Origin of the sequence: Streptomyces sp. NBC_01216 (assembly GCF_035994945.1) — a bacterium.
In the GTDB taxonomy this organism is placed as follows: Bacteria; Actinomycetota; Actinomycetes; order Streptomycetales; family Streptomycetaceae; genus Streptomyces.
Genome location: NZ_CP108677.1, coordinates 4,671,960 through 4,698,903, shown reverse-complemented (window position 1 = coordinate 4,698,903; position 26,944 = coordinate 4,671,960). Strand labels below are relative to the sequence as shown.

Annotated in this window: 23 protein-coding genes and 1 tRNA gene; 12 read left to right on the top strand and 12 right to left on the bottom strand. The window is 71.7% G+C overall.

Going from position 1 to position 26,944, the window contains the following annotated elements; all coding sequences use genetic code 11:
- Positions 1 to 270 precede the first annotated feature (270 nt).
- The 3 genes from OG393_RS20860 to OG393_RS20850 form a co-directional block, all read right to left on the bottom strand.
- Complete coding sequence (locus OG393_RS20860; protein ID WP_327376183.1) at positions 271 to 1,752, bottom strand: glycoside hydrolase family 18 protein; 1,482 nt, start codon at positions 1,750 to 1,752, stop codon at positions 271 to 273.
- Between the two features lie 344 nt (positions 1,753 to 2,096).
- A complete protein-coding gene (locus tag OG393_RS20855) occupies positions 2,097 to 3,509 on the bottom strand; it encodes a sensor histidine kinase (RefSeq protein WP_327376182.1) in 1,413 nt (470 codons plus the stop codon).
- Entirely contained in the window at positions 3,506 to 4,207 is a 702-nt protein-coding gene (locus OG393_RS20850; RefSeq protein ID WP_327376181.1) for a response regulator transcription factor, read from the bottom strand. The genes OG393_RS20855 and OG393_RS20850 overlap by 4 nt, the downstream gene beginning before the upstream one ends.
- A gap of 99 nt (positions 4,208 to 4,306) precedes the next feature.
- On the opposite strand from OG393_RS20850, the gene OG393_RS20845 reads away from it, so the two are divergent.
- A complete protein-coding gene (locus tag OG393_RS20845) occupies positions 4,307 to 4,888 on the top strand; it encodes a hypothetical protein (RefSeq protein WP_327376180.1) in 582 nt (193 codons plus the stop codon).
- Positions 4,889 to 4,952: 64 nt separating this feature from the next.
- Here OG393_RS20845 and OG393_RS20840 read toward each other — a convergent pair whose 3' ends face one another.
- Positions 4,953 to 5,828 (bottom strand): spermidine synthase, encoded by an 876-nt coding sequence (locus OG393_RS20840; protein ID WP_327376179.1) that lies wholly within the window; start codon positions 5,826 to 5,828, stop codon positions 4,953 to 4,955.
- Between the two features lie 48 nt (positions 5,829 to 5,876).
- Positions 5,877 to 6,317 carry a hypothetical protein gene (locus OG393_RS20835; RefSeq protein WP_327376178.1) on the bottom strand — a complete coding sequence of 147 codons (441 nt, stop codon included), beginning with the start codon at positions 6,315 to 6,317 and terminating at the stop codon, positions 5,877 to 5,879.
- 225 nt (positions 6,318 to 6,542) lie between these two features.
- Between OG393_RS20835 and OG393_RS20830 the strand changes: the two genes are divergently transcribed.
- Positions 6,543 to 7,829, top strand: a complete 1,287-nt coding sequence (locus tag OG393_RS20830; RefSeq protein WP_327376176.1) for a tetratricopeptide repeat protein — start codon at positions 6,543 to 6,545, stop codon at positions 7,827 to 7,829.
- A 162-nt stretch (positions 7,830 to 7,991) separates the two neighbouring features.
- On the opposite strand, the gene OG393_RS20825 is transcribed toward OG393_RS20830, so the two are convergent.
- On the bottom strand, positions 7,992 to 8,585 hold the full coding sequence (locus OG393_RS20825) for a histidine phosphatase family protein (protein WP_327376175.1): 594 nt from the start codon (positions 8,583 to 8,585) through the stop codon (positions 7,992 to 7,994).
- A gap of 241 nt (positions 8,586 to 8,826) precedes the next feature.
- Between OG393_RS20825 and OG393_RS20820 the strand changes: the two genes are divergently transcribed.
- From OG393_RS20820 to OG393_RS20805, 4 genes are all read left to right on the top strand, one after another.
- Positions 8,827 to 9,747 carry a phosphatase PAP2 family protein gene (locus OG393_RS20820; RefSeq protein WP_327376174.1) on the top strand — a complete coding sequence of 307 codons (921 nt, stop codon included), beginning with the start codon at positions 8,827 to 8,829 and terminating at the stop codon, positions 9,745 to 9,747.
- Positions 9,641 to 10,840, top strand: a complete 1,200-nt coding sequence (locus OG393_RS20815; protein WP_327376173.1) for a hypothetical protein — start codon at positions 9,641 to 9,643, stop codon at positions 10,838 to 10,840. The genes OG393_RS20820 and OG393_RS20815 overlap by 107 nt, the downstream gene beginning before the upstream one ends.
- Before the next feature lie 106 nt (positions 10,841 to 10,946).
- On the top strand, positions 10,947 to 12,578 hold the full coding sequence (locus OG393_RS20810; protein WP_327376172.1) for a hypothetical protein: 1,632 nt from the start codon (positions 10,947 to 10,949) through the stop codon (positions 12,576 to 12,578).
- Positions 12,575 to 13,912, top strand: a complete 1,338-nt coding sequence (locus OG393_RS20805; protein WP_327376171.1) for an AAA domain-containing protein — start codon at positions 12,575 to 12,577, stop codon at positions 13,910 to 13,912. The genes OG393_RS20810 and OG393_RS20805 overlap by 4 nt, the downstream gene beginning before the upstream one ends.
- A gap of 13 nt (positions 13,913 to 13,925) precedes the next feature.
- On the opposite strand, the gene OG393_RS20800 is transcribed toward OG393_RS20805, so the two are convergent.
- The gene (locus tag OG393_RS20800; protein WP_327376170.1) at positions 13,926 to 15,032 is read right to left on the bottom strand and encodes a helix-turn-helix domain-containing protein; all 1,107 of its coding nucleotides are present in this window, start codon (positions 15,030 to 15,032) and stop codon (positions 13,926 to 13,928) included.
- 129 nt (positions 15,033 to 15,161) lie between these two features.
- Here OG393_RS20800 and OG393_RS35515 point away from each other — a divergent pair, with 129 nt between their 5' ends.
- Positions 15,162 to 15,605, top strand: coding sequence for a DUF7848 domain-containing protein (locus OG393_RS35515; protein ID WP_442817339.1), 444 nt, complete (start codon positions 15,162 to 15,164; stop codon positions 15,603 to 15,605).
- On the opposite strand, the gene OG393_RS20795 is transcribed toward OG393_RS35515, so the two are convergent.
- From OG393_RS20795 to OG393_RS20785, 3 genes are all read right to left on the bottom strand, one after another.
- Positions 15,602 to 16,183: a recombinase family protein gene (locus OG393_RS20795; protein WP_327376169.1), complete on the bottom strand. Its 582-nt coding sequence runs from the start codon at positions 16,181 to 16,183 to the stop codon at positions 15,602 to 15,604. The genes OG393_RS35515 and OG393_RS20795 overlap by 4 nt on opposite strands.
- A gap of 493 nt (positions 16,184 to 16,676) precedes the next feature.
- On the bottom strand, positions 16,677 to 18,296 hold the full coding sequence (locus OG393_RS20790) for a recombinase family protein (protein WP_327378500.1): 1,620 nt from the start codon (positions 18,294 to 18,296) through the stop codon (positions 16,677 to 16,679).
- Between the two features lie 237 nt (positions 18,297 to 18,533).
- Positions 18,534 to 19,127: a peroxiredoxin-like family protein gene (locus OG393_RS20785; protein ID WP_327376168.1), complete on the bottom strand. Its 594-nt coding sequence runs from the start codon at positions 19,125 to 19,127 to the stop codon at positions 18,534 to 18,536.
- Between the two features lie 70 nt (positions 19,128 to 19,197).
- Here OG393_RS20785 and OG393_RS20780 point away from each other — a divergent pair, with 70 nt between their 5' ends.
- The 4 genes from OG393_RS20780 to OG393_RS20765 all read left to right on the top strand — a co-directional run bounded on the left by OG393_RS20780 (position 19,198) and on the right by OG393_RS20765 (position 21,215).
- A complete protein-coding gene (locus OG393_RS20780; protein WP_327376167.1) occupies positions 19,198 to 19,812 on the top strand; it encodes a TetR/AcrR family transcriptional regulator in 615 nt (204 codons plus the stop codon).
- A gap of 79 nt (positions 19,813 to 19,891) precedes the next feature.
- A complete protein-coding gene (locus OG393_RS20775; protein WP_327376166.1) occupies positions 19,892 to 20,248 on the top strand; it encodes a hypothetical protein in 357 nt (118 codons plus the stop codon).
- Between the two features lie 231 nt (positions 20,249 to 20,479).
- On the top strand, positions 20,480 to 21,151 hold the full coding sequence (locus tag OG393_RS20770; protein ID WP_327376165.1) for a bifunctional DNA primase/polymerase: 672 nt from the start codon (positions 20,480 to 20,482) through the stop codon (positions 21,149 to 21,151).
- Positions 21,142 to 21,215, top strand: a tRNA-Lys gene (locus OG393_RS20765). The genes OG393_RS20770 and OG393_RS20765 overlap by 10 nt, the downstream gene beginning before the upstream one ends.
- Positions 21,216 to 21,295: 80 nt before the next feature.
- Here the strand turns inward: OG393_RS20765 and OG393_RS20760 are convergent.
- Positions 21,296 to 22,579 carry a M6 family metalloprotease domain-containing protein gene (locus tag OG393_RS20760; protein WP_442817338.1) on the bottom strand — a complete coding sequence of 428 codons (1,284 nt, stop codon included), beginning with the start codon at positions 22,577 to 22,579 and terminating at the stop codon, positions 21,296 to 21,298.
- Positions 22,580 to 22,905: 326 nt separating this feature from the next.
- Here OG393_RS20760 and OG393_RS20755 point away from each other — a divergent pair, with 326 nt between their 5' ends.
- Positions 22,906 to 24,852 carry a putative bifunctional diguanylate cyclase/phosphodiesterase gene (locus tag OG393_RS20755; protein ID WP_327376164.1) on the top strand — a complete coding sequence of 649 codons (1,947 nt, stop codon included), beginning with the start codon at positions 22,906 to 22,908 and terminating at the stop codon, positions 24,850 to 24,852.
- Positions 24,853 to 25,004: 152 nt separating this feature from the next.
- Here the strand turns inward: OG393_RS20755 and OG393_RS20750 are convergent, their stop codons facing one another.
- Entirely contained in the window at positions 25,005 to 26,705 is a 1,701-nt protein-coding gene (locus tag OG393_RS20750; RefSeq protein WP_327376163.1) for a glycosyl hydrolase family 18 protein, read from the bottom strand.
- Between the last annotated feature and the right edge of the window lie 239 nt (positions 26,706 to 26,944).

The window sequence follows — 26,944 nt, the reverse complement described above, 5'->3', positions numbered from 1 at the left end:
GTGGAAGGTCGATCGTCTTCGGCTCCGAAGAAGGTCAACAGCACCGCCCGGAAGGAGGTCTGACAGCCACTCCAGGACGTCCGCTCACCGGTGCTTCGTCGGACCGGCCGGCGTCGCGGAGCGCGGCGATCCGCTCCGGAAGGGACCAGGCGAGACCCCCACCGCCGGGCCCGTCGGGCAGGATCGCCTCTCGGGCAGAGGTGCGCGCTCCGGCCGGAGTGGGTGGGGGGGTGGCTCCGGCCGGAGCGCGCGCTGTGGGGGAGGCGGTGGCTACTTGTAGGCGGCGAACGCCCTGGTGAAGGCCAGCGGCTGCTGGAGGATCGACGAGCAGGTGGCGTCCGCGTGGTTCACCGCACCGGCCGCGCACTGCTTGTCGCGGGTCGAGGACCACATGGACAGCCAGCCGATGCCCTTGGATCGGGCGAAGTCGACCAGCTGGGCGGCGTCTTCGACCTTGAAGACCTCGGTGCTGACGTCGTTGACGCCGATCATGGGCGTGACGGCGACGGCCTTCCACGCCGCGGCGTCGGAGAGGCCGAGGACACCCTTGATCTGGGCCTGGGTGGCGGTCGCCGCCTGGATCGCGTACTGGCCCATGTCACCGCTGTAGGCCGGTCCGTAGTCCATCGCCATGATGTTGACGGCGTCGGTGCGGACCCCGTTCTTCTTGGCGTCGGCGAGCAGGTCCACGCCCGGCTGGGTCAGTCCCTCGGGCATGACCGGCAGGGTGAAGGAGACGCTCAGGCCCGGGTGGGACTTCTGGAGCCGGGCGATCGCCTGGGAGCGGCGGGTGTTCGCGGCGGTGTCGGGCAGGGCCGCACCCTCGATGTCGAAGTCGACCTTGGTGAGCTTGTACTGGTCGATGACCTTGCCGTAGGCGGCGGCGAGGTCCGCGGCGGAGGAGCAGTTCAGTGCCAGTTCGTGGCCGGCCGCGCCACCGAAGGAGACCCGGACGTCGCCGCCCTTGGCGCGCAGGGCGCCGATCTGGGAGGCGACCCGGTCGCTCGCCAGGTCGGTGACGCCGCCCCACAGCGGGGCGCAGGCGCCGCCGGAGGTGATGAAGGCCAGGTTGAACTCCTTCACGCCGGTGGCGTCGGCGGTGTCCAGCAGGTCGTACGCCGGGTAGAGCGAGGTGTCGACGTACGGCGCGTACTTCGCGGGGGTGCCGGGGGTGCCGGTGGCGGTCGCCGTCGGGGTGGGGGTGGCGGTCGGGCTCGCGGTGGCGGTCCGGGTCGGAGTGGGGGTCGCGGTGGCGGTCGGCGCGACGGTCGCGGTGGGCTGGTCGGTGGGACGGCCGCTCGGCGTCGGCGTGGCACCGCCCACGGAGCAGGTCGCCTTGTTGATCAGGCAGTCGGCGGGGTCGCCGGCTTCTCCGGTGGCCGAGGTGACGAACCCGACGGTGACGGACTGGCCGGGGGCGAGTTCCTTGTTCCAGCTCGCGGGCCGGACCGTGACGTGCTGCCCGGAGACGGTGTGGTCGCCGTTCCACAGCGAGCCGATCCGCGTCCCGGCCGGCAGGTCGAACTCCAGGGTCCAGTCCTTCTGCGCCGTGGAGGTGTCGTTGGTGACGACGTACTGGCCGGTGTAGCCGCCCGCCCAGGAGCTGGTCCTGGTGTAGGCGGCACCGACGGACGCGGCCTGGGCGGTGCCGGTCAGCGCGAGGACCGCGCCGCCGATCACCGCGGCGGCGACGACCGCGCCGATGGCCTTGGTCCTGCCGGTAGCCCTGCGCCGGTGCGAGCTGGTGCCCATCGCGTGCCTGCCTCTGTGTGCCGGGGGTGGGGTGCGGCAGCACGCTAGCGAGCGGCGAACGGACAAATCCGTACGTGAGGACCAAGGTTCGGGATTCTTAGGCTCCGCTTAAGGGAGCCATCGGGACGAGCAAAGGTTCGGGACCCCGGGCAGGTCGCGGTTCAGAGCCTCTCGGAGCCTGTCGGGTGGCCTCTGGCCGGGCGGTCACGCCCTGGCACGCGCGCTGCCGGCGTTGCCGACATGCCCCGGTAGCTCCGAGCTCCGCTACCGTGGCATCCCGGCGCCTTGGGATCGCACACACCAAACCGCGTCCGCCTGTCGATCGAAGGCCACCCGAGAGGCTCTCAGGCGTCGACGGCCCGTCGGCTGCCTCCGCCGCCGCGCTTGCGGCGCCCCACCCGGTGCCCGGTCCGGCCTGTGGCCTCGGCGGTGCCGCGGCCGTCGAGCCCGATCCAGATCCGGACCTCGGTACCGCCGAGCACGGAGTGGCCGATGCGGACGTCGCCACCGGTGGCCTCGGCCATCTGACGCACGATGTCCAGCCCGAGGCCGGTGGACCCGTCGCGCCGCCCGCTGTTGCCGCGGGTCAGGGCGGCGGCCGGGTCGGCGATCCCCGGCCCGGCGTCGGAGACCAGGACGATGACGGCGTCGTCGCCGTTGTGGACGTCGACGGAGAAGGCGGTGCCCTCGGGGGTGTGCCGGAAGACGTTGCCGAGCAGCGCGTCCAGCGCCGCGACCAGTTCCGGACGGGCCACGGGGATGCGGACGGGACGGTCGACCCCGGCGACCCGCACCTTGCGGCCCTCGTCCTCGGCGAGCGCCGACCAGAAGTCCATCCGTTCCCGTACGACGTCGGAGGCGTCGCAGCCGGCGCCCGGACCGGTGGCCTGGGTCTGCGGCTTGGCCTCCCGCGCCGTACGGATGATGGTGTCGACCTCGCACTCCAGCTGTTCGACGGCGGCCCGGGTCTGCTCGGCGGCCGGCCCGGAACCGAGCGAGGCGGCGTTGAGCCGGAGCACCGTGAGCGGGGTCCGCAGCCGGTGGGACAGGTCGGCGGCCAGTTCACGCTCGTTGGCGAGGAGCCGGACGACCTGGTCGGCCATGGAGTTGAAGGCGACCGCCGCGGACTTGAGCTCGGGCGGCCCCTCCTCGGGTACCCGCGCGCCGAGCCGCCCCTCCCCCAGGTCGTGGGCGGCCCGCGCGAGTCGCTGCGCGGGCCGGACCATCCGGACGCCCAGCCGGTCGGCGACCGCGACGGAGCCGAAGATCAGGCAGGTGCCGACCCCGGCCAGGACCAGCCAGGCGGTGGCCACCCCGTTGCTGACCTCGCCTTCGGGGACGAAGAGTTCGACGATCGCGACCTGGCCCGAGCCGATCGCGGTGGGCTGGAGCAGCACGGAGCCGCCCGGCACCTCGAGGATGGTGGCGCGTCCCAGCTCGCGGGTCGTGCGCAGGTCCTCCACGGTGGCCCGGCGGGTGCCGATCTCCAGGGGCTTGGCGCCCGGTTCGTCGGCGGCGGGGACGTGGACGGCCATCCGCCCCGCGGCGCCGTCCTCGGTGGTGGCGACGGCGCGGTCCAGTTCCCCGCGGTCGGTGGTGATGGCGAGAACGGGCGCGAGCCCGGCGGCGCGCCGCTCGGCGTTGGAGAAGGCCCGGTCGCGGGCCATCTCCTTGACGACGAGTCCGAGGGGGACGGCGAAGGCGACGACGACCATGGCGGTGACGGCGAGCGACACCTTGACGAGGGCCCATCTCACGGTGTGGTCTCCCGGGGCGGCTCCAGTTTCACACCCACCCCGCGCAGGGTGTGCAGATAGCGCGGGCGGGCCGCCGTCTCGCCCAGTTTCCGCCGGAGCCACGACAGATGCACGTCGATGGTCTGGTCGTCCCCGTAGGACTGCTGCCACACCTCGGAGAGCAGTTCCTTGCGCGGTACGACCACCCCGGGCCGGCCGGCGAGGAAGGCCAGCAGGTCGAACTCGCGGCGGGTCAGGTCCAGCGCGGTCCCGTCGAGTTCCGCCTGGCGCCGCAGCGGATCGATCGACAGTCCGCCGACCCGGATCACCCGCGAAGGCGGCGCCTCGCCCGCGAACGCCCGCGCGCGGCGGAGCACGGCGGACATCCGGGCCGAGAGGTGTTCCACGGAGAAGGGCTTGGTGAGGTAGTCGTCGGCCCCGTCGTTGAGGAGCCGGACGATCTCCGCCTCGTCGTCCCGCGCGGTCGCGATGATCACGGGGACGTCGGTGATGCCACGGAGCATCTTGAGCGCCTCGGACCCGTCCAGATCGGGGAGTCCGAGGTCGAGGATGACCACGTCGAAACGGAAATGGGCGACCTCGCGCAACGCCTCCAGGGCCGTGCCGACGCTCCGTACGGTGTGGGATGCCTCGGTCAGATGCCGGATGAGGGCGGAGCGCACGAACTGGTCGTCCTCGACCACGAGCACACTTGCCATGGGCCGCACCGTACGCCATCCGGGGGAAGTGGGACGGTGTGCCCTCCGGGACGGGTGAAGGTCCACCCAACGGGACGCCGGCGCGCGCGGTGGTGCACCATGGCCCGGATGCGAAGAGGACTCGTTCACGCCGTGGCGTGGTCGCTCGCCACCGGCGCGGCGGTCACACTCTCGTGGTGGGGTGTGCACACGGTGCTGGCCGGGACGGTCTACGACCCGCCGCTCGCGCTGCCCATCCCGGCCGGGGCTTCCCAGGCCCCGGACGGCGGCGGCGGGGAGACGGCCTCCTCCACCGGCCGGCCGAAGCCCTCCTCCGCCGCGCCGACGGCCACGTCCGGCGGGAGCGCCGGGCCCACGGCCTCCCCCGCGGCCTCCACTCCCGCGTCGGCCTCCGCGTACCGGCCGGGCTCCCCGGCGGCCGGGAACGGCCCGAACCCGGACGGCGACGGGGGGAGCGGCGGCCGGGTGAAGAGCTACGCCGTCGACGGCGGCCGGGTGGTGTTCGACCTCGGCACGACGTCGGCGGAGCTCGTGTCGGCGACCCCGGCCTCCGGCTGGCAGATGCAGGTGTGGAAGCAGCCGACGTGGATCCGGGTGACGTTCACCCGGAACGGTCGCGAGCTGTCGGTGTTCTGTGTCTGGCACGACACCGCGCCGCGTGTGGAGATCGACGAACGCTGATCGCCGCCGCGCGCCACGTCCCCGTGGGCCCGCGACCGGGCCCTCTCGGCGCGACCGGGGCCTCTCAGCGGAAGACGGAGGCGGGCGGCAGCGGTGAGGGCTTGGCGCCGGCGTCGGTGACGGGCGTCGCTCCCCCGGTGAAGTCGGCGAGCGTCCGGCCGTGTTCGACCCGCCCGGCGTGCGGGTCGGTCGCCACTCGGCGGGTCAGCTCCGCGACCGGCAGCACCCCGTCGGAGGCGAGCAGGACGGCGTTGCCGAAACGGCGGCCCCGCAGCACGGCCGGGTCGGCGATCAGCGCCAGTTCCGGGAAGACGGAGGCGGCGGTGGCGACCTGGCCGCGCAGATGCGCCAGCGGAGGGCCGTCGGCCAGGTTCGCCGCGTAGAGGCCGCCGGGCCTGAGCACCCGGCGGACCTCGCCGAGGTACTCCGCGCTGGTCAGGTGCGCGGGCGTGCGGGCACCGCTGAACACGTCGGCGATGATCAGGTCCGCCCAGCCGTCCTGCGCCTTGGCGAGCCCGGCGCGCGCGTCGGTGGAACGGACCCGGATGCGGGCGCCCGTCGCGAGGGGCAGTTCCCTGCGGACGAGCTGGACCAGCGGCCCGTCGAGCTCCACGATCTGCTGGGTGGAGCGGGGCCGGGTGGCCGCGATGTAACGGGCGAGGGTGAAGGCTCCCCCGCCGAGGTGCACGGCCTGGACCGGCCGGTGGGGCGGGGCGGCGAGGTCGGCGATGTGTCCCAGGCGCCGCTGGTACTCGAAGGAGAGATGCGCCGGGTCGTCGAGGTCCACGTGGGACTGGGGGGCGCCGTCGATCAGCAGCGTCCAGCCTCGGGGGCGTTCCCGGTCGGGTATGAGTTCCGCGAGCCCGCCGTCGACGGTCTCGACGACGGCGACGGCGGCTGCCGCCCGTTCACGCTGCTTGTTCCTGGCCACGCGTTCCATTATCGGCACCCGCGCCGGTGCTCCGCCCGGCGAGGGCGAGGACGGCGCCTACCGGCAGCCGTCGGCCGCCTCGATCAGGCGCGCGGCCTGGCCCAGCGCCTCCCGCAGCACCACCGGGTCGGTGACCTGGCCGGTGTCACCGGGCGGCAGGAGCCAGCCGGCGGGGCGCGGGGCGCCGTCCGCCTCCCGGTCCGGCCCGCCCGGCAGTTCGGGGAGACGCAGTCCGCGTCCGGAGGTCCGTGTGCAGGCGCTGCCCGGCATGTCCCAGCCCTCGGCCGTGCCGGGCGGCACCACGAAGCCGAGGGTGTCGCGGGTTCCGTCGTGCAGGACGGGGCCGACCGCCGGGGCACCACCGCGACGCAGGATGTCGACGGCTTCCAGGCCCTGCCGTACCGGCACGGTCACCAGGTCACAGGGCGCGCCGTGCGAGGCACTCGCGTCCGGGGTGGGCGCGTGGCACGCGGTCGACTGCGGTCCGATCTCCCTCATGGGGACCCCTCCTCGCTCCTGAGGAGACACGTTTCGTCTCTCCGCATGGTTCAACGCCCGCGGACGTCGACGGCTACGGCGGCGCGCCGCCGCAAAGAATGGCAGTTCATGGCAGATCACGGGCGAGATATCCGATTTATAGCCAAACTCGGCGTGTGCACCCGGTCACAGCGGGTACGTTCTTGCCCCGCCGGAAGACCGGCAGCACAGGAGAGGGCTCGGGCCATGGCGATGTCACGGGCAGTTCCGAATCTCGCCTTCCGCCGGCTCCGCGGGCAGCGCTCGCCGGGGGAGTTCGCCGCCGCGGTCCGCCGGGCCGCGCGGGAGATCGGCGAGCAGGTGGCCTGCGACGCCCGCTACATCGGCCGCGTGGAGGCGGGCGAGATCCGCTGCCCGAACTACGCGTACGAGCGGGTCTTCCTGCACATGTTCCCCGGGCTCGGCCTGGCGGACCTCGGCTTCTCGGCACGGGAGGCGGTACGCGGACGACGCCCGGCGGGCACCGCCGGGCCACCGCCACCGTCCGTCATCACGACCCGGAACGATGAGGAGAGCGACGTGCTGCGTCGCGCATTCATGACGAGCGGCACCGCCACCGTGGCGGTCGCCTCGCTCGGGCTCGGCGGGCCGACCGTCGCGATCCCCGCCCCCCGCGGTACGCACCACGTCGGCGACGCCGAGGTGAAGGCCGTCGAGGACGCCGTGCGCCGGATCCGGCTGCTCGACGACCGGCACGGCGCGGACGGACTCTACGAGGCGGCGGCCCAGCCGCTGCGGTCCGCGTACGCCCTGCTCGACGCGGGTGTCATGGCGCACCGCTCGACAGAGGACCGGTTGCACGCGGGCGCCGGCGAGCTCGCCCTCTCCGTCGGCTGGCTGGCCCACGACTCGGGCCGCTTCGACGACGCGCGCTCGCACTACGCCGAGGCCCTGGCCACCGCGCGGGTCTCCGGCGATCCGGCCCTGGAGGCGCACGCCTTCTGCAACACGTCCTTCCTCGCCCGGGACGCCGGACGGTACCGGGAGGCGGTCCGGGCGGCGCAGGCCGGTCTGCGGGCGGCGCGCCCGTTCTCCTCGGCACGACTGCTCGCGCTGCTCTCCTTGCGGGAGGCGGGCGCCTGGGCCGGGCTCGGCGACCGGACCGCCTGCGAACAGGCGCTGGGCCGGGCGCACGCCCACTTCGCGAAGGGCAACTCCGACGGCGACCCGGAGTGGATGTCCTTCTTCGGCGAACCCGAACTGGAGGTTCTGGAGGCCCAGTGCTGGTCGGCGCTCGGCGACTGGGGCCGCGCGGCCCGCCACGCCCGTCGGGCGACCGTCCTGCAGAACCCCCACTTCGCCCGTAATCTCGCCCTCTACCGAGCCCAGCTCGCGGGCGACCTGGCCCACGCGGGCCGCCACGACGAGGCGGCGGCGGAGGCCGGGCTGGTGGTGGACGCGCTGGGAGACGTGCGGTCCTCTCGGATCCGCGCCATGCTCGCCGAGACCCGCCGGGTGCTGGCCGGACGCTGACACCGCGTCGCACGGGGCCGGGGAGCGGTGTCCGGTGCGGGGCTCGCGGGCCCGACCGGTCGGCTGGGCGACGGAGCGCGGCGCCGTGCCGTTCGCGCTGTCCCGGCCCCCCGCGCCCGGGCGGCGGCGCGGCTCGCCCCGTCCCGGCTTGCGCCGCCCGGCCTACTCCATGTGGCCGGTGTCGTTCCAGCGCTCGACGGCCGGTGCCCCGTAGGCCCACCCCAGGACCGAGAGGCTCGTCGGGTCGAGCCGTATCCGGGAGCCGAAGGAGATGTGCTCGCCCAGCCAACGCGCCCCGAGGGAACGCAGGATGTGGCCGTGGGCGAAGACCAGGACGTCGCGGTCCTCGGACCGCGCCCACTCCACGACCTCGTCCGCCCGTGCCGAGACCTGCTCCAGACTCTCGCCCTCCGGTACACCGTCACGCCACAGCAGCCAGCCCGGCCGTACCTCCTGGATCCGGTCCGGGGTGAGGCCCTCGTACGCCCCGTAGTCCCACTCCATCAGCGCGTCCCACTCCCGGGCCCGCTCCCCGAAGCCCGCCAGTTCGCAGGTCTCACGTGCGCGGACCAGCGGACTGGTGCGGATCTCCACGTCGGGCAGGCCGTTCCACGGCGCGCGGTGCAGGCGCTCCCCGAGCAGCTTCGCGCCGCGTCGGCCCTCGTCGAGCAGCGGGATGTCGGTCCTGCCGGTGTGGCGGCCGGACAGGGACCAAGCGGTCTGGCCGTGCCGGGCGAGCAGGATGCGCGGTGCCATGGAGGCTCTCCTGAGATCACGTAGCGGGTGCCCTCCCATCATCCCGCACGTGAACGCGCGGCGACGTCCGGGCAACCCCCGCCCGTGTCCCCGCGTCCCCTTCCAGGACGTGTGGCGCGCGCGGCGCCCGTCCTGGAAGGGGACGCGGGGCGGGGCACGCCCCGGCCGCCCGGTCACCGGCCCGCGCGCGCCGGTGCCCGTCGTCGGGCACGACCAGGGCCGGGACCGAGGGGGAACACGCATGACCGACCGAGCCGCGCGCGCCGCGGGCCGTCCGCGCTGGTGGCCCGAGCTGCTGCTGATCGCCGTGGTCTACGCGGCGTACTCGGGCGGGCGGCTGCTCGCCCGCGGCGACGTGGACGACGCGGTCGGGCACGGCCTGGCGATCCTCCGGCTGGAACAGGCCCTCCTTCTCGACGCCGAGCACGCCCTCAACCGCCTCTTCACGGACGTCCCGGCCCTCGGGATATCCGCCGACTTCGCGTACGCCTCACTGCACTACCTCGTCACTCCGGCCATCCTGGTCTGGCTCTTCCGCCGCCGCCCCCGCCGCTACCGGGCCGCCCGCACCTGGCTGATGGTGTCCACCCTCCTCGGCCTCGTGGGCTTCACCCTGCTGCCCACCTGCCCGCCCCGGCTGCTCGACCCGGGTCACGGCTTCGTCGACACGATGGCGCGGTTCAGCGCCTACGGCTGGTGGGGCGCCGAGGCCAGCGCCCCGCGCGGGTTGGGCGGGATGACGAACCAGTACGCGGCGATGCCGAGCCTGCACGTCGGCTGGGCTCTGTGGTGCGGGGTGATGCTCTGGCGGCACGCGCGGACGCCGACGGTCAGGGCGCTCGGCGCCGCCTACCCGCTGCTCACCCTGATCGTCGTCATGGGCACGGCGAACCACTACTTCCTCGACGCCGTCGCGGGCGCGGCCGTGATGGGGCTCGGGCTGCTGCTCACAGCGCCCGCGCTGCGTCTCGCGGACCGGGTCCGGTCCACTCTCCCGGGTACGGAGGCGCCCGTGGCGTCGCCGGTTGTCGGTGGCGGATGCGAGACTTCCGCGGGTGAGCGCATCCCTGGGCAGCGGAGCTCCCCCGCCTCCGCAGACGACACGACCGGACGGAGTCCCTCCCGCCCCGGCGAAGCCGAGAGCGCGGGCCAGGCTCGCTGAACTGCGCGGGCCCGGAGTGGAGCCGCATCCCCTGGACGCGCGCGCCCTGGCGGCACTGGCGGCCAACCCCGGCTGCCGGCGGCGCGCCCTGCTCGACGGCGCCGGGATCGACAAGGCGGCTCTCGCGTCGAAGCTCGGCTCACCGGCGGCGTTCGGGCAGTCGCAGTTCGCCTTCATGCGGGGCAACGCCTTCGAGGCGAAGACGAAGGCCGACGGCGGCCGGGAACTGCTCCGGCTGCTGGGCATCGGGGAACCGGACGCGGTCGCGCTGCCCGACCTGGCGGCGGCCGGGCCCGAGGGCCGGACGGCCCGTACGGCGCTGGCCCTGCGCGAGGCGACCGCGGCCGGCGGCTGGACCTTGCTCGACCACCCGATGCTGGCCCTGGAGGTGGCGGGTTCTCCCGCCTACCTGGAGCCGGACGCGGTCGTGGTGCACCCCGACGGGCGCTGGACGGTCGTCGAGATCAAGTCCTTCCCGATGATCGACGGCGCGGCGGACCCGGCGAAGGTGGGGGCGGCGGCCCGGCAGGCGGCGGTGTACGTGCTGGCCCTCGAACGGGTCGCCGCGCTGACCCGGGACGCCGAGGTGGCGCACACGATGCTGCTCGTCTGTCCCAAGGACTTCTCGAACCTGCCCACCGCGGCGGCCGTGGACGTACGCAAGCAGGTGGCCGTCACCCGGCGTCAGCTGGCCCGGCTCACCCGTGTCGAGGACATCGCGGCGACGCTGCCGGACGGTGTCACCTTCGACCTGGAGAGCTCTTCGGCCGAGCAGCTGACGTCGGCGGTGGAGTCCGTCCCGCCCGCCTACGCGCCGGAGTGCCTGTCCGCCTGCGAACTGGCCTTCCACTGCCGGGAGCGGTCCCGGCACGCCGGCGCGGTGGAGTCGCTCGGCCGGCCGCTGCGCGGTGAACTGGGCACGCTGACCACGGTCGGCGCGGTCCTGGCGGCGGCCCGCGGCGAGGCGGGCGACGCGGACGATCCCACGGTCGAGGCCCTGCGTCGCGCGCGGGCCCTGCGCGGTGAGGCACTGGCGGCGGCCGACGCGGGCCGCGACACCCGCGTCCCCGGGCAGGAGGCCCTCGAATGGTGAGGCCCCGCACGCACGGTCCAGGCGCGGAGCCGCGGCGCGTGGACGCCGTCGGCGTGCCGCGCCGGACGTCCGGTCCGGACCGGCGCGCCACGCCGAGGAGGCGGTCATGTCGCTGATCTCGACCCTCGCCCGGCTGGAGGCCGTCGAGTCGGGACGGGCCCAGCCGCTGGCCACCGTCCGGCACCGGCATCTCTCGCGGCGGCCCCTGGTCCTCGTCCCGCTGACCACGGCGGGCGAGGCGGGAGCCCCGCTCGGGGCACTCGTCGGCACCGACCCCGAGGAGCCCCGGCTCCTCGTCGTGCCCCAGCCGCGCGACCGCGACCTGCGGTTCGCCTTCCTCGCCGACCTGGCCGAGGAGGTCCTGCCCTACATCGACGCGTTCGCCGAGGACGTGGAGGTGGTGGAACGCGCCGCCCCCGCCCGGCCGGACACGACGGCGGACGCCGACGCGAAGACCAGTGACAAAACCGGCGGAAAGAGCCGGGTCGAGGTCGAACTCTGCTCGGACGCACCCCAGTTGATCGTGCCCAGCCGTGCCGGAATCGAGTACGTGCGACTGCTCGGGCGGTCCATGCGGTTCCGGCGCACGGCGGAGGAGGACCCCGCGGCGCCGTTTCCCGCGCCGCCCCGGGTGCCGCTGCTCGGCCGCTGGCTGACCCATTTCGGCGAGCGGGCCCGGGTGCCGGGTTCCGCGCTGCTGCTGTCGGCGACGGACCTGCTGAACCGGCACTGGGCGACCGGCCAGTCCTCCCTGGAGGACCAGCACCTGGGCGCCCTGCTCGCCTGGATCGACCCCCCGGGCGGGACTCGGTCCGGCGCGGAGGCGGCTCTGCGGGCCGAACTCGGCCGCGACGACGACGGAATGCCGCTGTGCCCGCCGGCGGGCCCGGCGACCGACCCGGCCTTCGACAACCGGCTGCTGGCGCCCGCGATCGAGCGGTTCGACCGGGCCCGGCAGGCGCTGGCCGCGGCCGAGGACGGCGAGACCGCGGACGAACGCCTCGCCGAACTGCACGGCGCGGAGCGGGAGATCCGCCGGCTGGTCGACACACAGCTGCGGCCGACCTGGCACGCGGTGTGGCGTTCCCTCGCACTCCTGCGAGAACTGCCGGAGGGTGCGCGGGTGGCGGACCGCTGGACCCGCGACCGGTGGTCCCACACCGGGCACCGCGACCGGGTGGCGGCGGGCGAGCCACCGCAGCCGCGCCGGGACGACGCGGTGACCGCGGCACGGAAGCTGGCGGGGCGCGAGCAGGCCCAGGGCCGGCTGGAGGCGCAGGAGGCGCTCGACGATCCGCTGGTCCTGGCCGGACGGCGACTCTCCGGGGAGGCGTTCGTCGCCGAGGTGGTGGAGGTGACGATGGCCTGGTCGGAGTCGAAGCGGCCCTCGCCGCGTCCGCTGCTGACGGTCCGCACGGACGACCGGCCACACCTGGGCGAGCGGGTGAAGGTGTACCGCTCGCTGGAGGGCAGACCGCAGACCGCGGAGTTCGTGCGGCGGGAGACGGACGGCTCGCTGGTCCTGCGGGTCACCGACCGGATGGGGCGTGCCAAGGAGCCCGCGGAGGGTTCGGTGCCGGAGAAGGGCGAGCGGATCACCTGGACCCTGTTCGATCACGACCAGCGGGCCGGCGCGCAACTGCCGGACCCGGAGGAGACGCCCTGGACGCACGGCGGGCCGCCGCGCTCCGACGCCGCCGAGCCGCCCGACGCCCCGACCCCGGAGGACCTGCTGTGAGCCCCGCCCCCTTCGACCCGTCGGCAGCGGCGGGCCGGGCGACCGCGGACATCCTGGCCGACACCCTGCACGGGGACGCGCGCGGTGTCGTCGTGGACTCGCCTCCCGGTGCCGGGAAGTCGACGCTCGTGGTGCGCGCCGCCCTGGAACTGGCCTCGGCGGGACGCTCGCTGATGGTCGTCGCGCAGACGAACGCGCAGGTGGACGATCTGGTGCTGCGACTGGCCGAGAAGGAACCGGACCTGCCGCTGGGGCGGCTCCACTCCAATGACAGCGCCGCCTACGACCCGGCGCTCGACGACCTGGAGAACGTCCGCACCTCGGCCAGGGCGGCCGATCTCGCCGGGCTGGACGTGGTCGTCTCGACGGCGGCGAAGTGGGCGCACGTGAAGAACGTCGAACCGTGGCCGCACGCGATCGTGGACGAGGCGTACCAGATGCGGTCGGACGCGCTGCTCGCCGTGGCGGGGTTGTTCGAGCGGGCGCTGTTCGTGGGCGACCCGGGGCAGCTGGATCCGTTCTCGGTGGTCGGGGCCGACCAGTGGGCGGGGCTCTCGTACGATCCGTCGGCGAGCGCGGTCTCGACGCTGCTCGCGCACAACCCGGAGCTGCCCCAGCACCGGCTGCCCGTCTCGTGGCGGCTGCCGGCGTCGGCGGCGCCGCTGGTGTCCGACGCGTTCTACCCGTACACGCCGTTCCGCAGCGGCACGGATCACGGGGACCGTCGGCTGTCCTTCGGGGTGCCGTCGGACGGCTCGGGCCCGGACCGGGTCCTGGACGAAGCGGCCGCGTCAGGCTGGGGGCTGCTCGAACTGCCGGCCCGGCACACGCCCCGTACGGACCCCGAGGCCGTCCGTGCCGTGGCCCTGGTGGTCCGCCGCCTGCTCGACCGCGGTGGCGCCTCGGTCTCGGAACGCGGCCCCGATCCCGTGCCGCTCACCCCCGACCGGATCGCGGTCGGCACCGCCCACCGCGACCAGGCGGCGGCGGTACGGGCGCAGCTCGCGGAACTCGGCGTCGCGGGGGTGACCGTGGACACGGCGAACCGCCTGCAGGGCCGCGAGTACGACGTGACGGTCGTCCTGCACCCCCTGTCGGGCCGCCCGGACGCCACGGCCTTCCATCTGGAGACGGGTCGCCTGTGCGTGCTGGCGTCCCGTCACCGTCACGCCTGTGTGGTGGTCTGCCGCGCGGGCGTGGCCGACCTCCTGGACGAACACCCCTCGACGGAACCGGTCCAGCTGGGGGTGACGGTGAAGTTCCCCGACGGCTGGGAGGCGATGATGACCACGTGGGACTTCTGGTCCAACCACCGCGTCTCGTGGCGGCCGTAGGCACCCGGCGATCTCAGGGAGCGGTCACTTCGTCCATGAGCATCCGCAGAGTCAGGGAGTGCTTCTCGGGTGGCAGCGCAGCCAAGGCAGCCCGTGCATGCGCTGCCCCAGCTGCCCGGTCACCGGATCGAGCCAGCATCAGACCCCGGTGCATCTCCAGGTGCGTACGGAAGCGAGGAAGCGTTTCGGGAAGTTCTCGAAGGGCTTCCTCCTGTGCGCTGACAGCTCCCTTCTCGTCACCAAGTCGGGCCAGCAGCAGCGACAGGAAGACGTTCATCCGCCACCAGGGAACGGCATAGTCCGAGGTCTGTTCGTACGAGCCCGCTCCGTCGAAGATGCGCCGCCCATGGTCGGCGAGCTTCAGAGCCGAGCCCCGGTCACCTCGAAGTGCTGCGGCGTGGGCCTTGCCCATCACAGCGTTGAGCAACCCCAGGGAGGGGCGTGCCCCTATGGCCAGAGCCTGATCGGCAAGTACATCGGCAACGCCCAGGGAAGCCCCCTCATAGCCCAGAGCGATGGCCGCCCTTCCCCGGACCCACACTCTCGCTTCGTCGTCGCCGGATTCGTCAGCGGCCTTCGCGGCCATGCGGTACCAATGCACTGCCTTCGATCCGTCCGACCCTGGAAAGGTCTTGGCGTAGAGAGTCATGAGGCGAGATGCGACAGACCACAGCCGAGGGTTCTCCAGCTGCTGCTGAACGACGACCAGTTCGCCGGACACACGGCGCTGGATGTCAGCCGCTCCCAGGGACATGTACTCGGTGCCGTAGGTCGCCAGCTTGCCTTCCCAGGCGCCCGCTGTCGGCCCACCTTGCAGCCGGGCAGTGAATCCCCTGGACAGGAGATCCGAGGCAACCACAGGGGCTATGGAAGCTCCCGCGACATCGGTGAGGAACTGACGTCGGTCCACTTCGCCTTCCAGGACAGCTATAGGCACGTCCAGAACGCCGGACAGTGCAGCGAGGTAGAAGCCGCCGGGCCGGATCTTCGAGCGTTCCCAGTTGCTGACGTACTCCCGCGAGAGTGCCGCCCCGTGCGTCTTGTTGATCTCAGAGGCCAGCCGCCCCTGGCTCCATCCGCGAGCCTTGCGCAGGTCCCTGATCAGCTCCCCTACGTCCATACCTCCACCCTGCCACTACAGGTGCCACTGGACAGCCAAATCACCGACGTATGACGCCACTTCACACTAGGAATCACACTAGGCCGGCGCCCCTGACCAGCGGGACGATCGCGGGTACCACTGGTCGACGTGAATGGGGTACAGCATGGGCGGGACGACGACGAGGCTGTGGCGCCAGGTTCCGCAACGCGACCCTTTCCCGAAGCCGGACCCCAAACCGGCTCCCAACTGCGCCGTGTGCGCAGCTCTGGCCAAGCAGCGCACGGAGTACTACCGGTTTCGGGACTTCTCGGGAGTGGTGGACTGCAACGTAGAGATCCGCCAGCACCCCCACGGTCAGGCAGCCCGGTGACACGCACCACCTTCCGATACGTCGAGCACTCCATTCACCACGCTCCGGAGGGCGGCGTTACCTGGGAGGTCTTCTGCACCGCCGTTGGCTGCGGAGCCGACTCCGGCCCGCAGGAAGAACAGGAGACCGCCCAGGACTGGGCCTTACGACACTCCGGACGGACGGGCCATGCACTGTTCCGCCGGGTGGCTACCGACCACGCACGAGTCACCCGCGCCTAGGGTTCCTCAAGGTGCCTGTAGAGGGTTGCCCTGGACACTCCAATCGCCTTGGCGATGGCGCTGACGCTCTCCCCCTTGACTTTTCGAGCCCTCGCCACGGTGAGCTTGTCGTCAGTAATGACAGAGGGACGGCCGCCGGTCCGACCTTGAGCTTTGGCGGCTTTCAGTCCGGCCTTCGTCCTCTCCTTGATGAGGGATCGTTCAAACTCCGCCATGGCGCCAACCACCTGAAGCATGAGACGGCCGTCCGCCGTGGCGGGGTCGATGTCGGCCAGGGCGCCAGTGAGCACCTTGAAGCCAACGCCACGCGTACTGAGTCCATCCACCAGCGTCACGAGGTCGATCAGGGATCGCGCGAAGCGGTCCAGCTTCCACACGCAGAGACTGTCCCCCCTTCGGAGGTAGTCCATGGCCGCCATGAGTTCCGGGCGCTCTACGTTCTTGCCAGACGCCTTGTCGACGAAGATCCGGGAGCACCCAGCGGCGCTGAGGGCATCTATCTGCAGCTGCGCCTCTTGTTCGCCTGTCGAGACTCGGGCATAGCCGATGAGGTGACCTGCGGTCGCGTCCTTCGCCATGAGACAACCGTCTCACAACCCGTCTCGAAACAACAGGAGCCCGGAGCGGGTTTCGAGACGAGTTTCGGACACGGTTCCAGCCACCCCGAGGCAGCCCTCCCCAACGTCTCGCAAACCATGGTTTCTGAGACCACGCGCCGCCGTCACGGCGCGCTACACCCTGGGGGTAACGCATCGGGTCCGCCCCGACGAGAACCGCACGGAGAGCCGTCCCCGAATCCCGTACGGGTTTCAGGGATTCAGGGCCGCTCCGGGGTCGCCAGAGGGGCCTTCAGGGCCCTTCTCTGATTCATCATCCCTGAGGGGCCAGGAGCAAGGAGTCTCACTTGCGCCTCCTTCGCTTTGACCCTGTGATCCCCATCTCATTCACTGAGGCTTTGTCCGGGATGCCCCAAGAGGACACGTACATTATTTATGCGGTTGGTTATATATCTACTACCAGGGTCCCAGTAGTGGGAAACCGGTCCCCCACCCGAAGAAGGGGATCGGTCCGTCAAGAGGAACTAACCCTCAACTGACCAATCTCCACCTCCAGGACTTCTTTGAAGATTTTCAAAGCTTCGAGATTCCACGCTTCTTCGTCACTCGGCTCAACAGATCCAGCCAGAGCGCCACTGGCCCTCTCGGCGACATCATTCGGAGAGATGACATAAACAGCCAAGTCTCGCCCCTTCGCCTTGGGGTGCCCCCAGACGAAGAGTCGAAAGCCAGCCTCGCGAAGGAAGGGCCCCTGTTCCTTCCAACCTCTCATGGTGGACCACTTCTCGGCGTAGGTCTGGCCGGTGCTGGTGACCTCCCACCGCCCCGGCACGAAGGGTTCACCCATGAGCGCTTCGAGGTTGGCTGCATGCCGCTCCATCGTCCCGGTCAGGGAGGAGACCACGGCAGGGGAAGCGGCCAAGGCGATTGACTGCGCCAGATTGTCGATGGCGCGCTCAAGTTCCTTGATCTGCTTCCTGTTATCCCTACCTGGGACATACTGACGTTCCATGATTTCCTCATTCCCCAACTTGGCGAGGAATGCATGCTCCGCCATGGCGTAGAGGTGATCCTGTGACCAGGAGACGGAGAACTCACACGCCTTGCCGTTGGACCACGAGGAACAGCGGAAGTATTTGTGGGGCCGAATCTCTCCCGTGTTCAGCTTCCCTACCGAGCTGTTCTCATACATTTTCTTTCCGCACGGACAGCGGAGAACACCCGCCATCGGAGATGCGTTGGACTTGATGCCCGCACGATGCCGACCGAGTGCGGTAACGGCTACCTGCAACTTGGCGAATTCCTCATCACTGAGGATTGGATCTGCCCACCGCACGGGAATGCCGTCACGAAGAAGCGGCTCACCCTTATGCATGGCGATTCCTTGAAGGATCGGCTTCTTCAGAATCTTCCCCAAGGTGGAAGTCGTCCACCTGGTTCCCTTGACGGCCGTCTTGACGCCGGCCTTCTTCTCGCCTGCGTTCACGCTCCGCTGGTAGTCCTGCGACGTGAGGACACCCCGCTTGTTCCAGTCCTCGCAGAGGCGACTCATGCTCCACCCCTGGACGCCGATTCGCTCGTACGCCTCACGGATCAGGGACCCTGTCACGGGGTCGATAACCAGTTTGTAGCGCTGCCTGCCCTGGTACTCCGTCAGCACCGGGCGGTAGCCGAAGGGCCAAGTACCACCACCCCACAGGGATTCATCACGGTAGTACTGAGTCTGGTTCCGGCGCTTCTGCACGATGGCTTCCCGGTACTCCTGCGCTTGCGTCGCTTTGATGTAGGCGATCATCCGGCCATTGCCGGGGGTGATGTCCAGCGCGGGGTCGTCCAGGCAGATGACGTCTTTGCCGCCCTGGTAGCACTTGTCCGCGAACATCTCCCAGTGCGTCTGGTTGCGAGTGATGCGATCCAGAGAGGTGACCATGATCGCGTCCCACTCGTACCAGAGCGGCTCACGCATCCACCTGCCGAGGCCAGGCCGCTCCTCGGGACGGACCGCACCCGAGATGAACGAGTCCTCTACGTCCCCCACCACATCGAACCGGCCTTCAGCGGCCACGCCATCCAGGGCCTCAGCCTGACGCGTCAGAGCAGAACTGTCCTCGGAGTCCCGGCTGATCCGCCGCATCTTCAGGACACGAGTACCCGGTGACGGTCGGTACGACATGTCGTTACCCCCTACGTAGTCCCCAGCTACTTCCAATGAGGCTACATGGTGATCATGTTTTCCGAAGGTTGGGAGGCGAACCACACGGTTCTCTCGCACCTCGCCGAGCACCGCGTCGGCTGGACCCCCTGACCCCGGCGCCGCGCCCCGGAATCCGGTCCGGGGCCGGGTCGGCGGACGGCCGGGCCCGACAGGCTCTCAGGACCGGGCGGCGGCCGTGCCGGTGAGGGGGGCCGCGAGGGAGAGCAGGGTGTCGACCGGCCACTGGTCGTCCGCGTGCTCGCCGTACTTCACCGCCGCGACCCGGCCGTCTCCCGCGATCAGGAAGTCGGCGGGCAGGCCGAGCCGCCCCCCGTTCGGGCGGGTCACCGGTGGCCGCTGCCGGCCTCGCAGCATCGCCACCGCGCCGAGCGTCACCGCCCGGAGCAGGGACCACCAGACGCGCGGGTTCAGCAGGGCCCGCGAGGACGACTCGACACCGAAGGCGGCGTACAGCCGCTTCCCGGGGTCGGCGACGACGGCGAACGGCAGGTCGTCCAGGTGCGGCCGGAGCTCCTCCTCCGGCGAGTGGAAGACGACCACCTCGCGGATCCCGGCGGCCTCGATCTCCGCGTGCCGCCGCGCCACCGACCGCAGATGCAGGTGACAGACGGGACAGCCCGCGAAGCGCCGGAACTGGAGGTGGACCAGCCGTTCCGGATCGGTGACGGCGACCCGAGCGCCGCCGACGGTGTCGAGCGCGCGGACAGGGGCCGCGGAACCGGGCTCCAACTGCCTTCCGGGCAGCTTCATGGGACACCCCTCACGTAAGAGTACGGCGTACACCTACAGGTTAGGCGTATACCGTACGCTGTCAAACGCCATGCCACGCCCCCGCTCCCTCACCCAGACCCAGCTGGCCTCCGCCGCCCTCGCCGTGCTCGACCGCGAGGGGCACGCCGGTCTGTCCATGCGCGCCGTCGCCAAGGAACTCGGCATGAGCACCATGGCGCTCTACCGGTACGTGGCGGACCGCTACGAGCTCGAGGGGCTCGTCGTCGAACTCGTCCTGAGCTCCGTGGACACCAGCCCGCCCGCACCGGAGGCGCCGTGGCGGGACCGGGTGACGGTCCTGGTGCGGCGCCTGCGCGACACGGTCGGCGCCCATCCGGGGGTGATCCTGCTGACCGTCACCCACCGGCACCGCTCCCCCGGCGTGCTGCGCTGGTCGGAGGCGGTGCTCGCACTGCTGGCGGAGGCCGGCATCGCGGGCGAGCGCCGGGTCGTCGCCCTGCGTGGGCTGCTCGCGTACGTGATCGGGGCGATCCAGCTCGAACACCTGGGAGCCCTGTCCGGCGCGGGAACAGCCGCCATAACGGCACTGTCGCCGGAGGAGTTCCCGCACACGGTCGACGCGGCCCGGCACGCCCGGCGGGTCGACACGGAGCGGGAGTTCTTCGACGGCCTCGCGGCCTTCCTGCGCGGCCTGGACGATTGAGGCCCCCTTGCGCGGAGGCGCCACAATGGAAGGGCGGCCCGGGAGTCCGGGCCGTGTGCGTGCGAGGAGGAGACGAACGATGGCGGAATTCGCGGAGTGCAACGACCAGCGGCGGCTCCGGCCCGCACCGCTGGTCTTCGAGCCGGCCGAGGCGACCGCCGACCCGGAGCACTTCTTCGACCTGGAGTCGATGGAGGACCCGCGCGAGCTGCTGTCCCGGGCGACGGAGCTGACGCTCGCCTTCCGCGCGGCGACGGACCGGGCCGTGGAGTTCCAGGCGATCGCGGCGGCGCAGCTCAGCGATCCCCGCCGGTTCGACCGGCTGACACCGGCGGACGTCGCCGAGCGGGCCCAGTGGACCGAGGACTACGCCCGGAAGATGATCGAGTTCGGCCGCGACCTGATCCGCACGGGAAGCGGTCCGGCGGAGGACTGAGCACGGTCGGGCCGGATCACGGACGGCCCGGGACGGGGGACGACCGGGCGGCCCGGACGGCCCGGCAAGGGGAGGCGACCGCCGTCACGGCCCTGCGCGGGCCCCGGGCGAACGCCCGCGGCGATGCCGAGGGGCATATGCCGGGGCGAAAGATACCCCTTCCGCAGTCGTCCTGTCCGGATTTCCTCAACCCTCGGAAACCGAATCGTCACTCCCGGTACACCTTGCGGTATGAGCGCATGGCTGCGAGACGAATTCCCCCTGAGCCCCGCCCAGTGCGACACCGACGAGCGCCGCACCGACCGGTGCGACGCCTTCGGCTTCCTGCCGGACCGGGACGAGGGGCGCCATCACATCGCTCGCGTGACGGCGTCCGGCGCGGGCTGGCTCGCCTCCGCCGCCGCCTCCCCTCGGTCGACCCTCGCGCTGTGGGAGGCCCGGCCCACCGCCCCCGCGGTGCTGCCCTGCGGTGCCGCCTTCGACGTGGTGAACGTGGACGCGGTCTTCGGGCGCCGGATGCTGGAACGGCTCTGGTCGGAAGGGCCCGGCTCCGGGCCGGTGGCCATCCACCGCGGCCGGATGCTGCTCTTCGCCGCCACAGGCACCGCGCAGCGGCTGCCGTTCCTGCTCGACTGGGAGGAGTGGGGTGAGGCCGTGCCGCGCCCGCTGTGTCACGGCGTCGGGGACGCCGTGACCATCCCGCCGCTCACACCGCTCCAGCCCTCCGGGCCCCGCTGGGTCGTCGCCCCCGACACGCGCAACCCCTGGCTTCCCGGACCGGAGGTCATGCTCTGGGCCTGCGTCCGGGCGGTCCGGGCCGCCTCCGCAGCGGACGTGCGGGTATCGATTTTCCCTCCCGCCGATCAGAGTGCTAAGGTCTACGACGTCAGCAGGCGCCGCTAGCTCAGTTGGTTAGAGCAGCTGACTCTTAATCAGCGGGTCCGGGGTTCGAGTCCCTGGCGGCGCACAGACGAAGAAGGCCCCTCACCCAGGTGAGGGGCCTTCTTGCTGTCGCCCTCCGAGTCCGGCCGGCGGGGCGCCCACGCTTCAGAGCCTGTCCTCGCCCACCGTGATCTTCACGGTCCACACGCCCGCCCGGGTCCGGTCCGCGACCTCGACCCGCGTCCCCGCGTCCGCCACGGTGACGGTCTCCCCGACGCCCAGCGGCGCGTCCGCGAGCGGCGGATACACCGAGCGGTCCCAGCACGCCTCGGTGTGCGGATGGGAGTCGACGACCTCGATCGGCCCGTCCCCGGAGGCCGCCTCGTTCCGCACGCGGTAGATCAGCACTCCTTCCGTGCAGGTGTCCCGGTCGTTTCCGGTCGCGCCGCGCGCCTCGATCGCCAGCGCGCTGCCCGCGCCCGTCCGGACGACCACGAGGCGGTTGCCGAGCGTGCCGCCGGCCACCGGCGGCGCCGCGATCGGCTCCAGGCTGAGCACCCGGGTGCCCGGACCCCGGACGCAGGTCACCTGGTCGCGGTCGAGCCAGCCCAGCTTCCACTTGTGCCAGCCGAAGAGGTCGGGGGCGAGGCCGAACTGGCTGCCCATGACGTCCCAGTCCCCCACATGGGTGTCCCAGTCGCCCTTGCCGTCCGCCGGCCGGTGGTAGAGGTCGGGCAGGTCGAAAACGTGCCCGGTCTCGTGGGCCAGCACGTTGCGGTCCGGCGGGTGACGCTCGAAGACGGTGACGACGCGTTTGATCTCCGTGCCGTCGACGTCCAGCCCGCGCTCCAGGTTGACGACCTTCGTGGCGTCGGAGTCGACTCCCGGCGCGTCCGGGTCGGCCACCAGGTAGACGATGTCGTACCGCGAGAAGTCGACCTGCCCGTCGGCCGCGGCGACCGCGTCGCGCAGGTAGGCGGTGCGCCGGCCGCTGTCCCAGTCGCGCTGTATCTCGTAGGCGGAGGAGGGCCGCGGCATCGGCGTCCACGCGCGCTGGAGATGCGGGCGCAGCGCGAAGCGCCCGTAGGAGGCGCGCCGGAAGAAGTCGTCGGTGCCGGGAAAGTAGTCCGCCGCCAGTTCCTCGGGGGTGGTCAGCGGGGTGGAGTCCGGGAAGGACAGGAAGATCATGACCGCGTCGAGGGAGTCGACGGGCTTCGGGTACGACCCGTTCCAGGTGTCGAGCCCCAGTGAGTGGTGGGCGGAGGTACGGGGCAGGGCGCAGGGCCCGGCGGAGGGGGCGCCCACGGCCGGTCCCGCCACCAGCCCGGTCGCGGCGAGCGCCACGAGGGAGGTGAACGCCGCCGAGACCGCGCGCAGCCTCGGTCGCTCCACCCCCTCGGGTGTCTGCTGACCCCTCACGTAGACCTCCGGCTCCGGAATGTGGGACACCTCACCCACCTTGTGATGGTTTGAGGTGTTTCGCACGTTTCCGCTGCCCCAGTCGGGTGAGCGGGCGACACGAGGTCGACGCGACACGGGCGGGCTTCAGCTCACGGAAAGTCACATTCGGTCAGGTCGTCGACGCCCCATGTCAGACCCGCGCAGAAACGATCGGCCGGGCGGGGTCGGCCGGGGCGCTCACGACCGGTGCGGGCCGGGAGCTCCGTCACGGAGCTGGAACGGCCCCCGCGGCTGGCTCTATGATCGGCACACTTTCCAGGTCGACCATCCCGAACCCCATCTGTACGGCCCCGACTGCACTACGGGAGCGAGCGGTGAGCGGAACCCCCGAACAACCGGCGCACACCGAGCGCTCGCCCGCACGGGAGCCCACGCATCCGACTACGGAGCGTCATCCTCACCCTTCGGTCTCCGGGGCGTCGCGGGCGGACGGCGGCCCCCGGACGGACGGCGCCCACCTCGCGGAGTCCGAACACCACACGAGCGGCGAGCGGCGGTCCGAGGCCGGCCTCCGCGACTACCGCGCCGCCTTCCGGGCCGCCCAGCTGGCCATGGCCGTCGTCGGCCGAGACGGCCTCGTGATCTCCGCCAACGACGCGTTCGGCTCCCTCCTCGGGACGGAGCCACGCGCCCTGCGGGAACGGGCCGCGGCCGATCTCGTCGACCTCGCCTCCGACGGCCGCACCTGGCACGCGTACCACGAGGTACTGCGGGGCCGGCGCTCCCGTTTCCGCTGCACCCGCCGCCTGAAGCACCCGGACGGGCGCTCCCTGTGGGCCGAGGTCACCATCTCCCCCGTGCCCGGCAGCCGTCGTGTCCTGCTGTCGATCGCCGACATCAGCGACCGGCGCGAACTCCAGGCGCGGCTGCGCCACCTCCAGATGCACGATCCGGTCACCAGGCTGCCCAACCGCACCCTGTTCTTCGAGCGTCTGTCGGCGGCCCTGGAGGCGGGTTCCCAGGGGGACCGCGCCGTGGACCGCGGCTCGTCCTACGAGTCCTACCGGCATGGCGGAACAGGGCGGATCGGTCTCTGTTACCTCGACCTGGACGGCTTCAAGGCCGTCAACGACACCCTCGGACACCGGGTCGGCGACCGGCTCCTCGCCGCTGTCGCCGCCCGACTGACGGAGTGCGCGGACAACGACGGGTACAGCCGGAGCGGCGGGCACCTGGTGGCGCGGCTCGGCGGGGACGAGTTCGCGATCCTGGTGGAGGACTCGGCGGGCACGGAACACTTGGCGGATCTGGCCCGGTCGGTCCTGACCGCGCTCCAGCAGCCCTTCGACCTGGCAGGCCAGCGACTGTCGGTCTCGGCCTCGATCGGCGTGGTGGAGCGAACGGCCCGCGGGACGACCGCGACGGGCCTCATGCAGGCCGCGGACACCACCCTGTACTGGGCGAAGGCCGACGGGAAGGCCCGCTGGACGCTCTTCGACCCGGAGCGCAACGCGCACCGCATGACCCGGCAGGCGCTCGGCTCGACGTTGCGGCCGGCCGTGGAGCGCGGTGAGTTCGCGCTGGAGTACCAGCCGCTGGTGGGACTGGCGGACGGTGCGGTGCGCGGTGTCGAGGCGCTGGTGCGCTGGAACCACCCGCAGTTCGGTTCGCTCCCGCCGAATCGGTTCATCGGGATCGCCGAGGAGGACGGCTCGATCGTCGAGCTGGGTCGGTGGGTCCTGCGGACCGCCTGCCGCCAGGCCAGGCGCTGGCAGCAGGACCATCCGCGGCAGCGTCCGCTGTTCGTGAGCGTCAACGTGGCTGTGCGCCAGGTGTGGGACTCCGACCTGGTGGCTGACGTGGCGGGCATCCTGGCGGAGACCGGACTCCCCCCGCACCTGCTCCAACTGGAGCTGACCGAGTCCGCGGTGATGGGCTCGGCGGGCCGGCCGCTGCAGGCGCTGCAGGCGCTGAGCGACATGGGGGTCCAGATCGCGATCGACGACTTCGGCACGGGCTACTCGAACCTGGCCTACCTGAGCCGGCTGCCGGTCTCGGCGCTCAAGCTGGACGGTTCCTTCGTCCGCGGCTTCCAGGACGAGGCGCACCCCAACCCCGCGGACGAACTGATCGTGGAGGCGCTGGTCCAGCTGGCGCACCGCCTCGGCCTGACCGTCACCGCCGAGTGCGTGGAGACCTCGGGGCAGGCGACCCGGCTGCGGCGCATCGGCTGCGACACCGGTCAGGGCTGGCTCTACTCCCGGGCCGTGGCCCCGGACCGGATCGCGGAGCTGATCGGCGTGGCACCGCTGCCGGCCTGAGAGCCTGCCGGGTGGCCTCCGACCGGGCGGTCACGCCCTGGCACGCGCGCTGCCGGCGTTGCCGGGAAGGCCCTCCGGACGCATGGAAGCCGCCCCCGGCCGGAGGGACATCCGGGCGGGGGCGGCGGTCATGTGGGAGTGTCAGCCGGTGGTCAGCAGGCGCCCTGGTCCTTCCAGACGCCCCACTCGCCGGTCGTGCCCGGCTCCTCGTTCTGGGTCCACCACTGGGCCTTCCAGGTGTGGCCCTGGTGGGAGACCAGCGAGCCGCCGGTGTAGATCGTGCCGGCCACGTACGCCGGGGAGGCGCAGCCGGTGGGCGGGGTCGTCGGCGGGGTCGTCGGCGGAGTGGTGGGCGGGGTGGTGGGCGGGGTGGTGGGCAGGGTGGTGGGCGGCGTCGTCGGGCTCGTCGGGGAGGAGCCGACCGCGGTCACGATCTGCTTGAAGAGCGTGGCGTCGGCGTCGAGGCCGAGGAGCGAGTACATCATGGCGCCGGCCAGACCACGCTGGTGGGCGTAGTCGGCGCGGGCCTGGATGGTGCGCTGGTCGAGACCGGTGAAGAACTCGCCGTCCTTGTAGAAGTAGGCGGACTTGGCCTGGTCGTCCCAGAAGGTGGTCGCCGGGTTGTCGACGATGCCGCCGAGCTCCTTGTAGTGGGCGATACCGGGCTGCTGGCTGAGCGGACGCGCGCCGGAGGCACCGGTGGCGGGCTGGGCGAGACCGTTGGCGGAGCCGGCGGGGACGCCCTTCCAGCCGCGGTAGTAGAACTCGTAGCCGAGGGTCAGCTTGTCGGCCGGGAAGCCGCCGGTGATGCCGTAGGCGGGCTTGCCGTCGATCCAGGAGTCGATGGCGTTGTCGATCGAGTACTTCTCGGTGCCCGGCTTGATGGGGTCGGTCGGGTCGTCGGCGCCGGAGTAGAGCGGGGACTGGTGGTACGTCGGCCCGTCGCCGTCCCAGGCGCCGTGCATGTCGTACGTCATGATGTTCGCGTAGTCGAGGTACGCGCCGATCTTGTCCGTCTCGATGTGCTTGATCTTGTCCTGACCGGCCGGCAGAGCGGCGGTCAGCAGGTACTTCTTGCCGCCGTGGGCGGCACCGTACGCGTCGAGCTGCTTGCGGAACTCGGCGAGCAGGAGCGTGAAGTTCTGCTTGTCCTCGGGGGCGTAGTGGTTGCCCAGGTGGCCGTCGGGCGAGCCCGGGTACTCCCAGTCGATGTCGATGCCGTCGAAGACGCCGGCCGCGGTGCCGGGGCCGCCGAAACCGCCCTCGACCGGCAGGTCGCCCTGGATGTACTGCTTGACGCAGGAGGCGACGAGCTTCTTGCGGCTCGCGTCGGTCTTGGCCGCGTCCGAGAAGTACTTGGAGTAGGTCCAGCCGCCGAGCGAGATGTTGATCTTCAGATTGGGGTGCTTCGCCTTCAGCTCCTTGAACTGGTTGAAGACGCCCACGATCGGCTGGTCCCACTTGTCGGCCACGCCGTCGACGCTGTCCGCGGCCGAGAAGGACTTCTGGTAGTCGGCGTACGAGTCGCCCGCGCCGTCACCGGCGTTGGGGTTGTTGTCGTCGCCGGCGGCCTTGTTGGCCTCGAAGCAGGTGAGGTCGGTCGGGTGGATGTTCCCGAACGAGTAGTTGATGATGTCGAGTTCGGCCGCGATGCCTCGCTCGTCGAGGTGCTTGGGATAGAAGGCGTTCCCGTACACGCTCCACTGGTCGTAGTACGCGATCTTCACACCCCCGGCGGAGGGCGTGGCGGCGTCGGCCGCCTGGGCGGAGCCGAGTCCGGCGGTCACGGCGAGCGTACCGGCGGCGAGCGCCGAGCTCACCAGCGCGGCGACAAGGGATCTGCGGGGGTGCACGTGCGGCCTCCGAGGGGAGTGCTGGGGGTGATGCCGTACAGGAACTGGAGCAGTGATAGCCCGCGCGTGAACGGTGCGTCAATGGTCTGAACCAGATTGAGGACTAGACCAATTCGCCAAGGAAAGCCCTCGTCAGAGGGATGCAGCACACAACGGAGCCGCTCGCCACCACAGGTGACGAGCGGTTTAAGGTTCACTTAGGACTATGCGGCCGGTTCGTTCGACGGTGAACCAACCCC

Coding starts and splice junctions, on each gene's coding strand:
- OG393_RS20820 (WP_327376174.1), top strand. CDS start 8,827: ATGACCGACCGAGCCGCGCGCGCCGCGGGCCGTCCGCGCTGGTGGCCC.
- OG393_RS20850 (WP_327376181.1), bottom strand. CDS start 4,207: ATGGCAAGTGTGCTCGTGGTCGAGGACGACCAGTTCGTGCGCTCCGCC.
- OG393_RS20795 (WP_327376169.1), bottom strand. CDS start 16,183: ATGGCGAAGGACGCGACCGCAGGTCACCTCATCGGCTATGCCCGAGTC.
- OG393_RS20775 (WP_327376166.1), top strand. CDS start 19,892: ATGGCGGAATTCGCGGAGTGCAACGACCAGCGGCGGCTCCGGCCCGCA.
- OG393_RS20790 (WP_327378500.1), bottom strand. CDS start 18,296: ATGCGGCGGATCAGCCGGGACTCCGAGGACAGTTCTGCTCTGACGCGT.
- OG393_RS20840 (WP_327376179.1), bottom strand. CDS start 5,828: ATGGAACGCGTGGCCAGGAACAAGCAGCGTGAACGGGCGGCAGCCGCC.
- OG393_RS20830 (WP_327376176.1), top strand. CDS start 6,543: ATGGCGATGTCACGGGCAGTTCCGAATCTCGCCTTCCGCCGGCTCCGC.
- OG393_RS20770 (WP_327376165.1), top strand. CDS start 20,480: ATGAGCGCATGGCTGCGAGACGAATTCCCCCTGAGCCCCGCCCAGTGC.
- OG393_RS20845 (WP_327376180.1), top strand. CDS start 4,307: ATGGCCCGGATGCGAAGAGGACTCGTTCACGCCGTGGCGTGGTCGCTC.
- OG393_RS20860 (WP_327376183.1), bottom strand. CDS start 1,752: ATGGGCACCAGCTCGCACCGGCGCAGGGCTACCGGCAGGACCAAGGCC.
- OG393_RS20785 (WP_327376168.1), bottom strand. CDS start 19,127: ATGAAGCTGCCCGGAAGGCAGTTGGAGCCCGGTTCCGCGGCCCCTGTC.
- OG393_RS20825 (WP_327376175.1), bottom strand. CDS start 8,585: ATGGCACCGCGCATCCTGCTCGCCCGGCACGGCCAGACCGCTTGGTCC.
- OG393_RS20800 (WP_327376170.1), bottom strand. CDS start 15,032: ATGGACGTAGGGGAGCTGATCAGGGACCTGCGCAAGGCTCGCGGATGG.
- OG393_RS20780 (WP_327376167.1), top strand. CDS start 19,198: ATGCCACGCCCCCGCTCCCTCACCCAGACCCAGCTGGCCTCCGCCGCC.
- OG393_RS20835 (WP_327376178.1), bottom strand. CDS start 6,317: ATGAGGGAGATCGGACCGCAGTCGACCGCGTGCCACGCGCCCACCCCG.
- OG393_RS20810 (WP_327376172.1), top strand. CDS start 10,947: ATGTCGCTGATCTCGACCCTCGCCCGGCTGGAGGCCGTCGAGTCGGGA.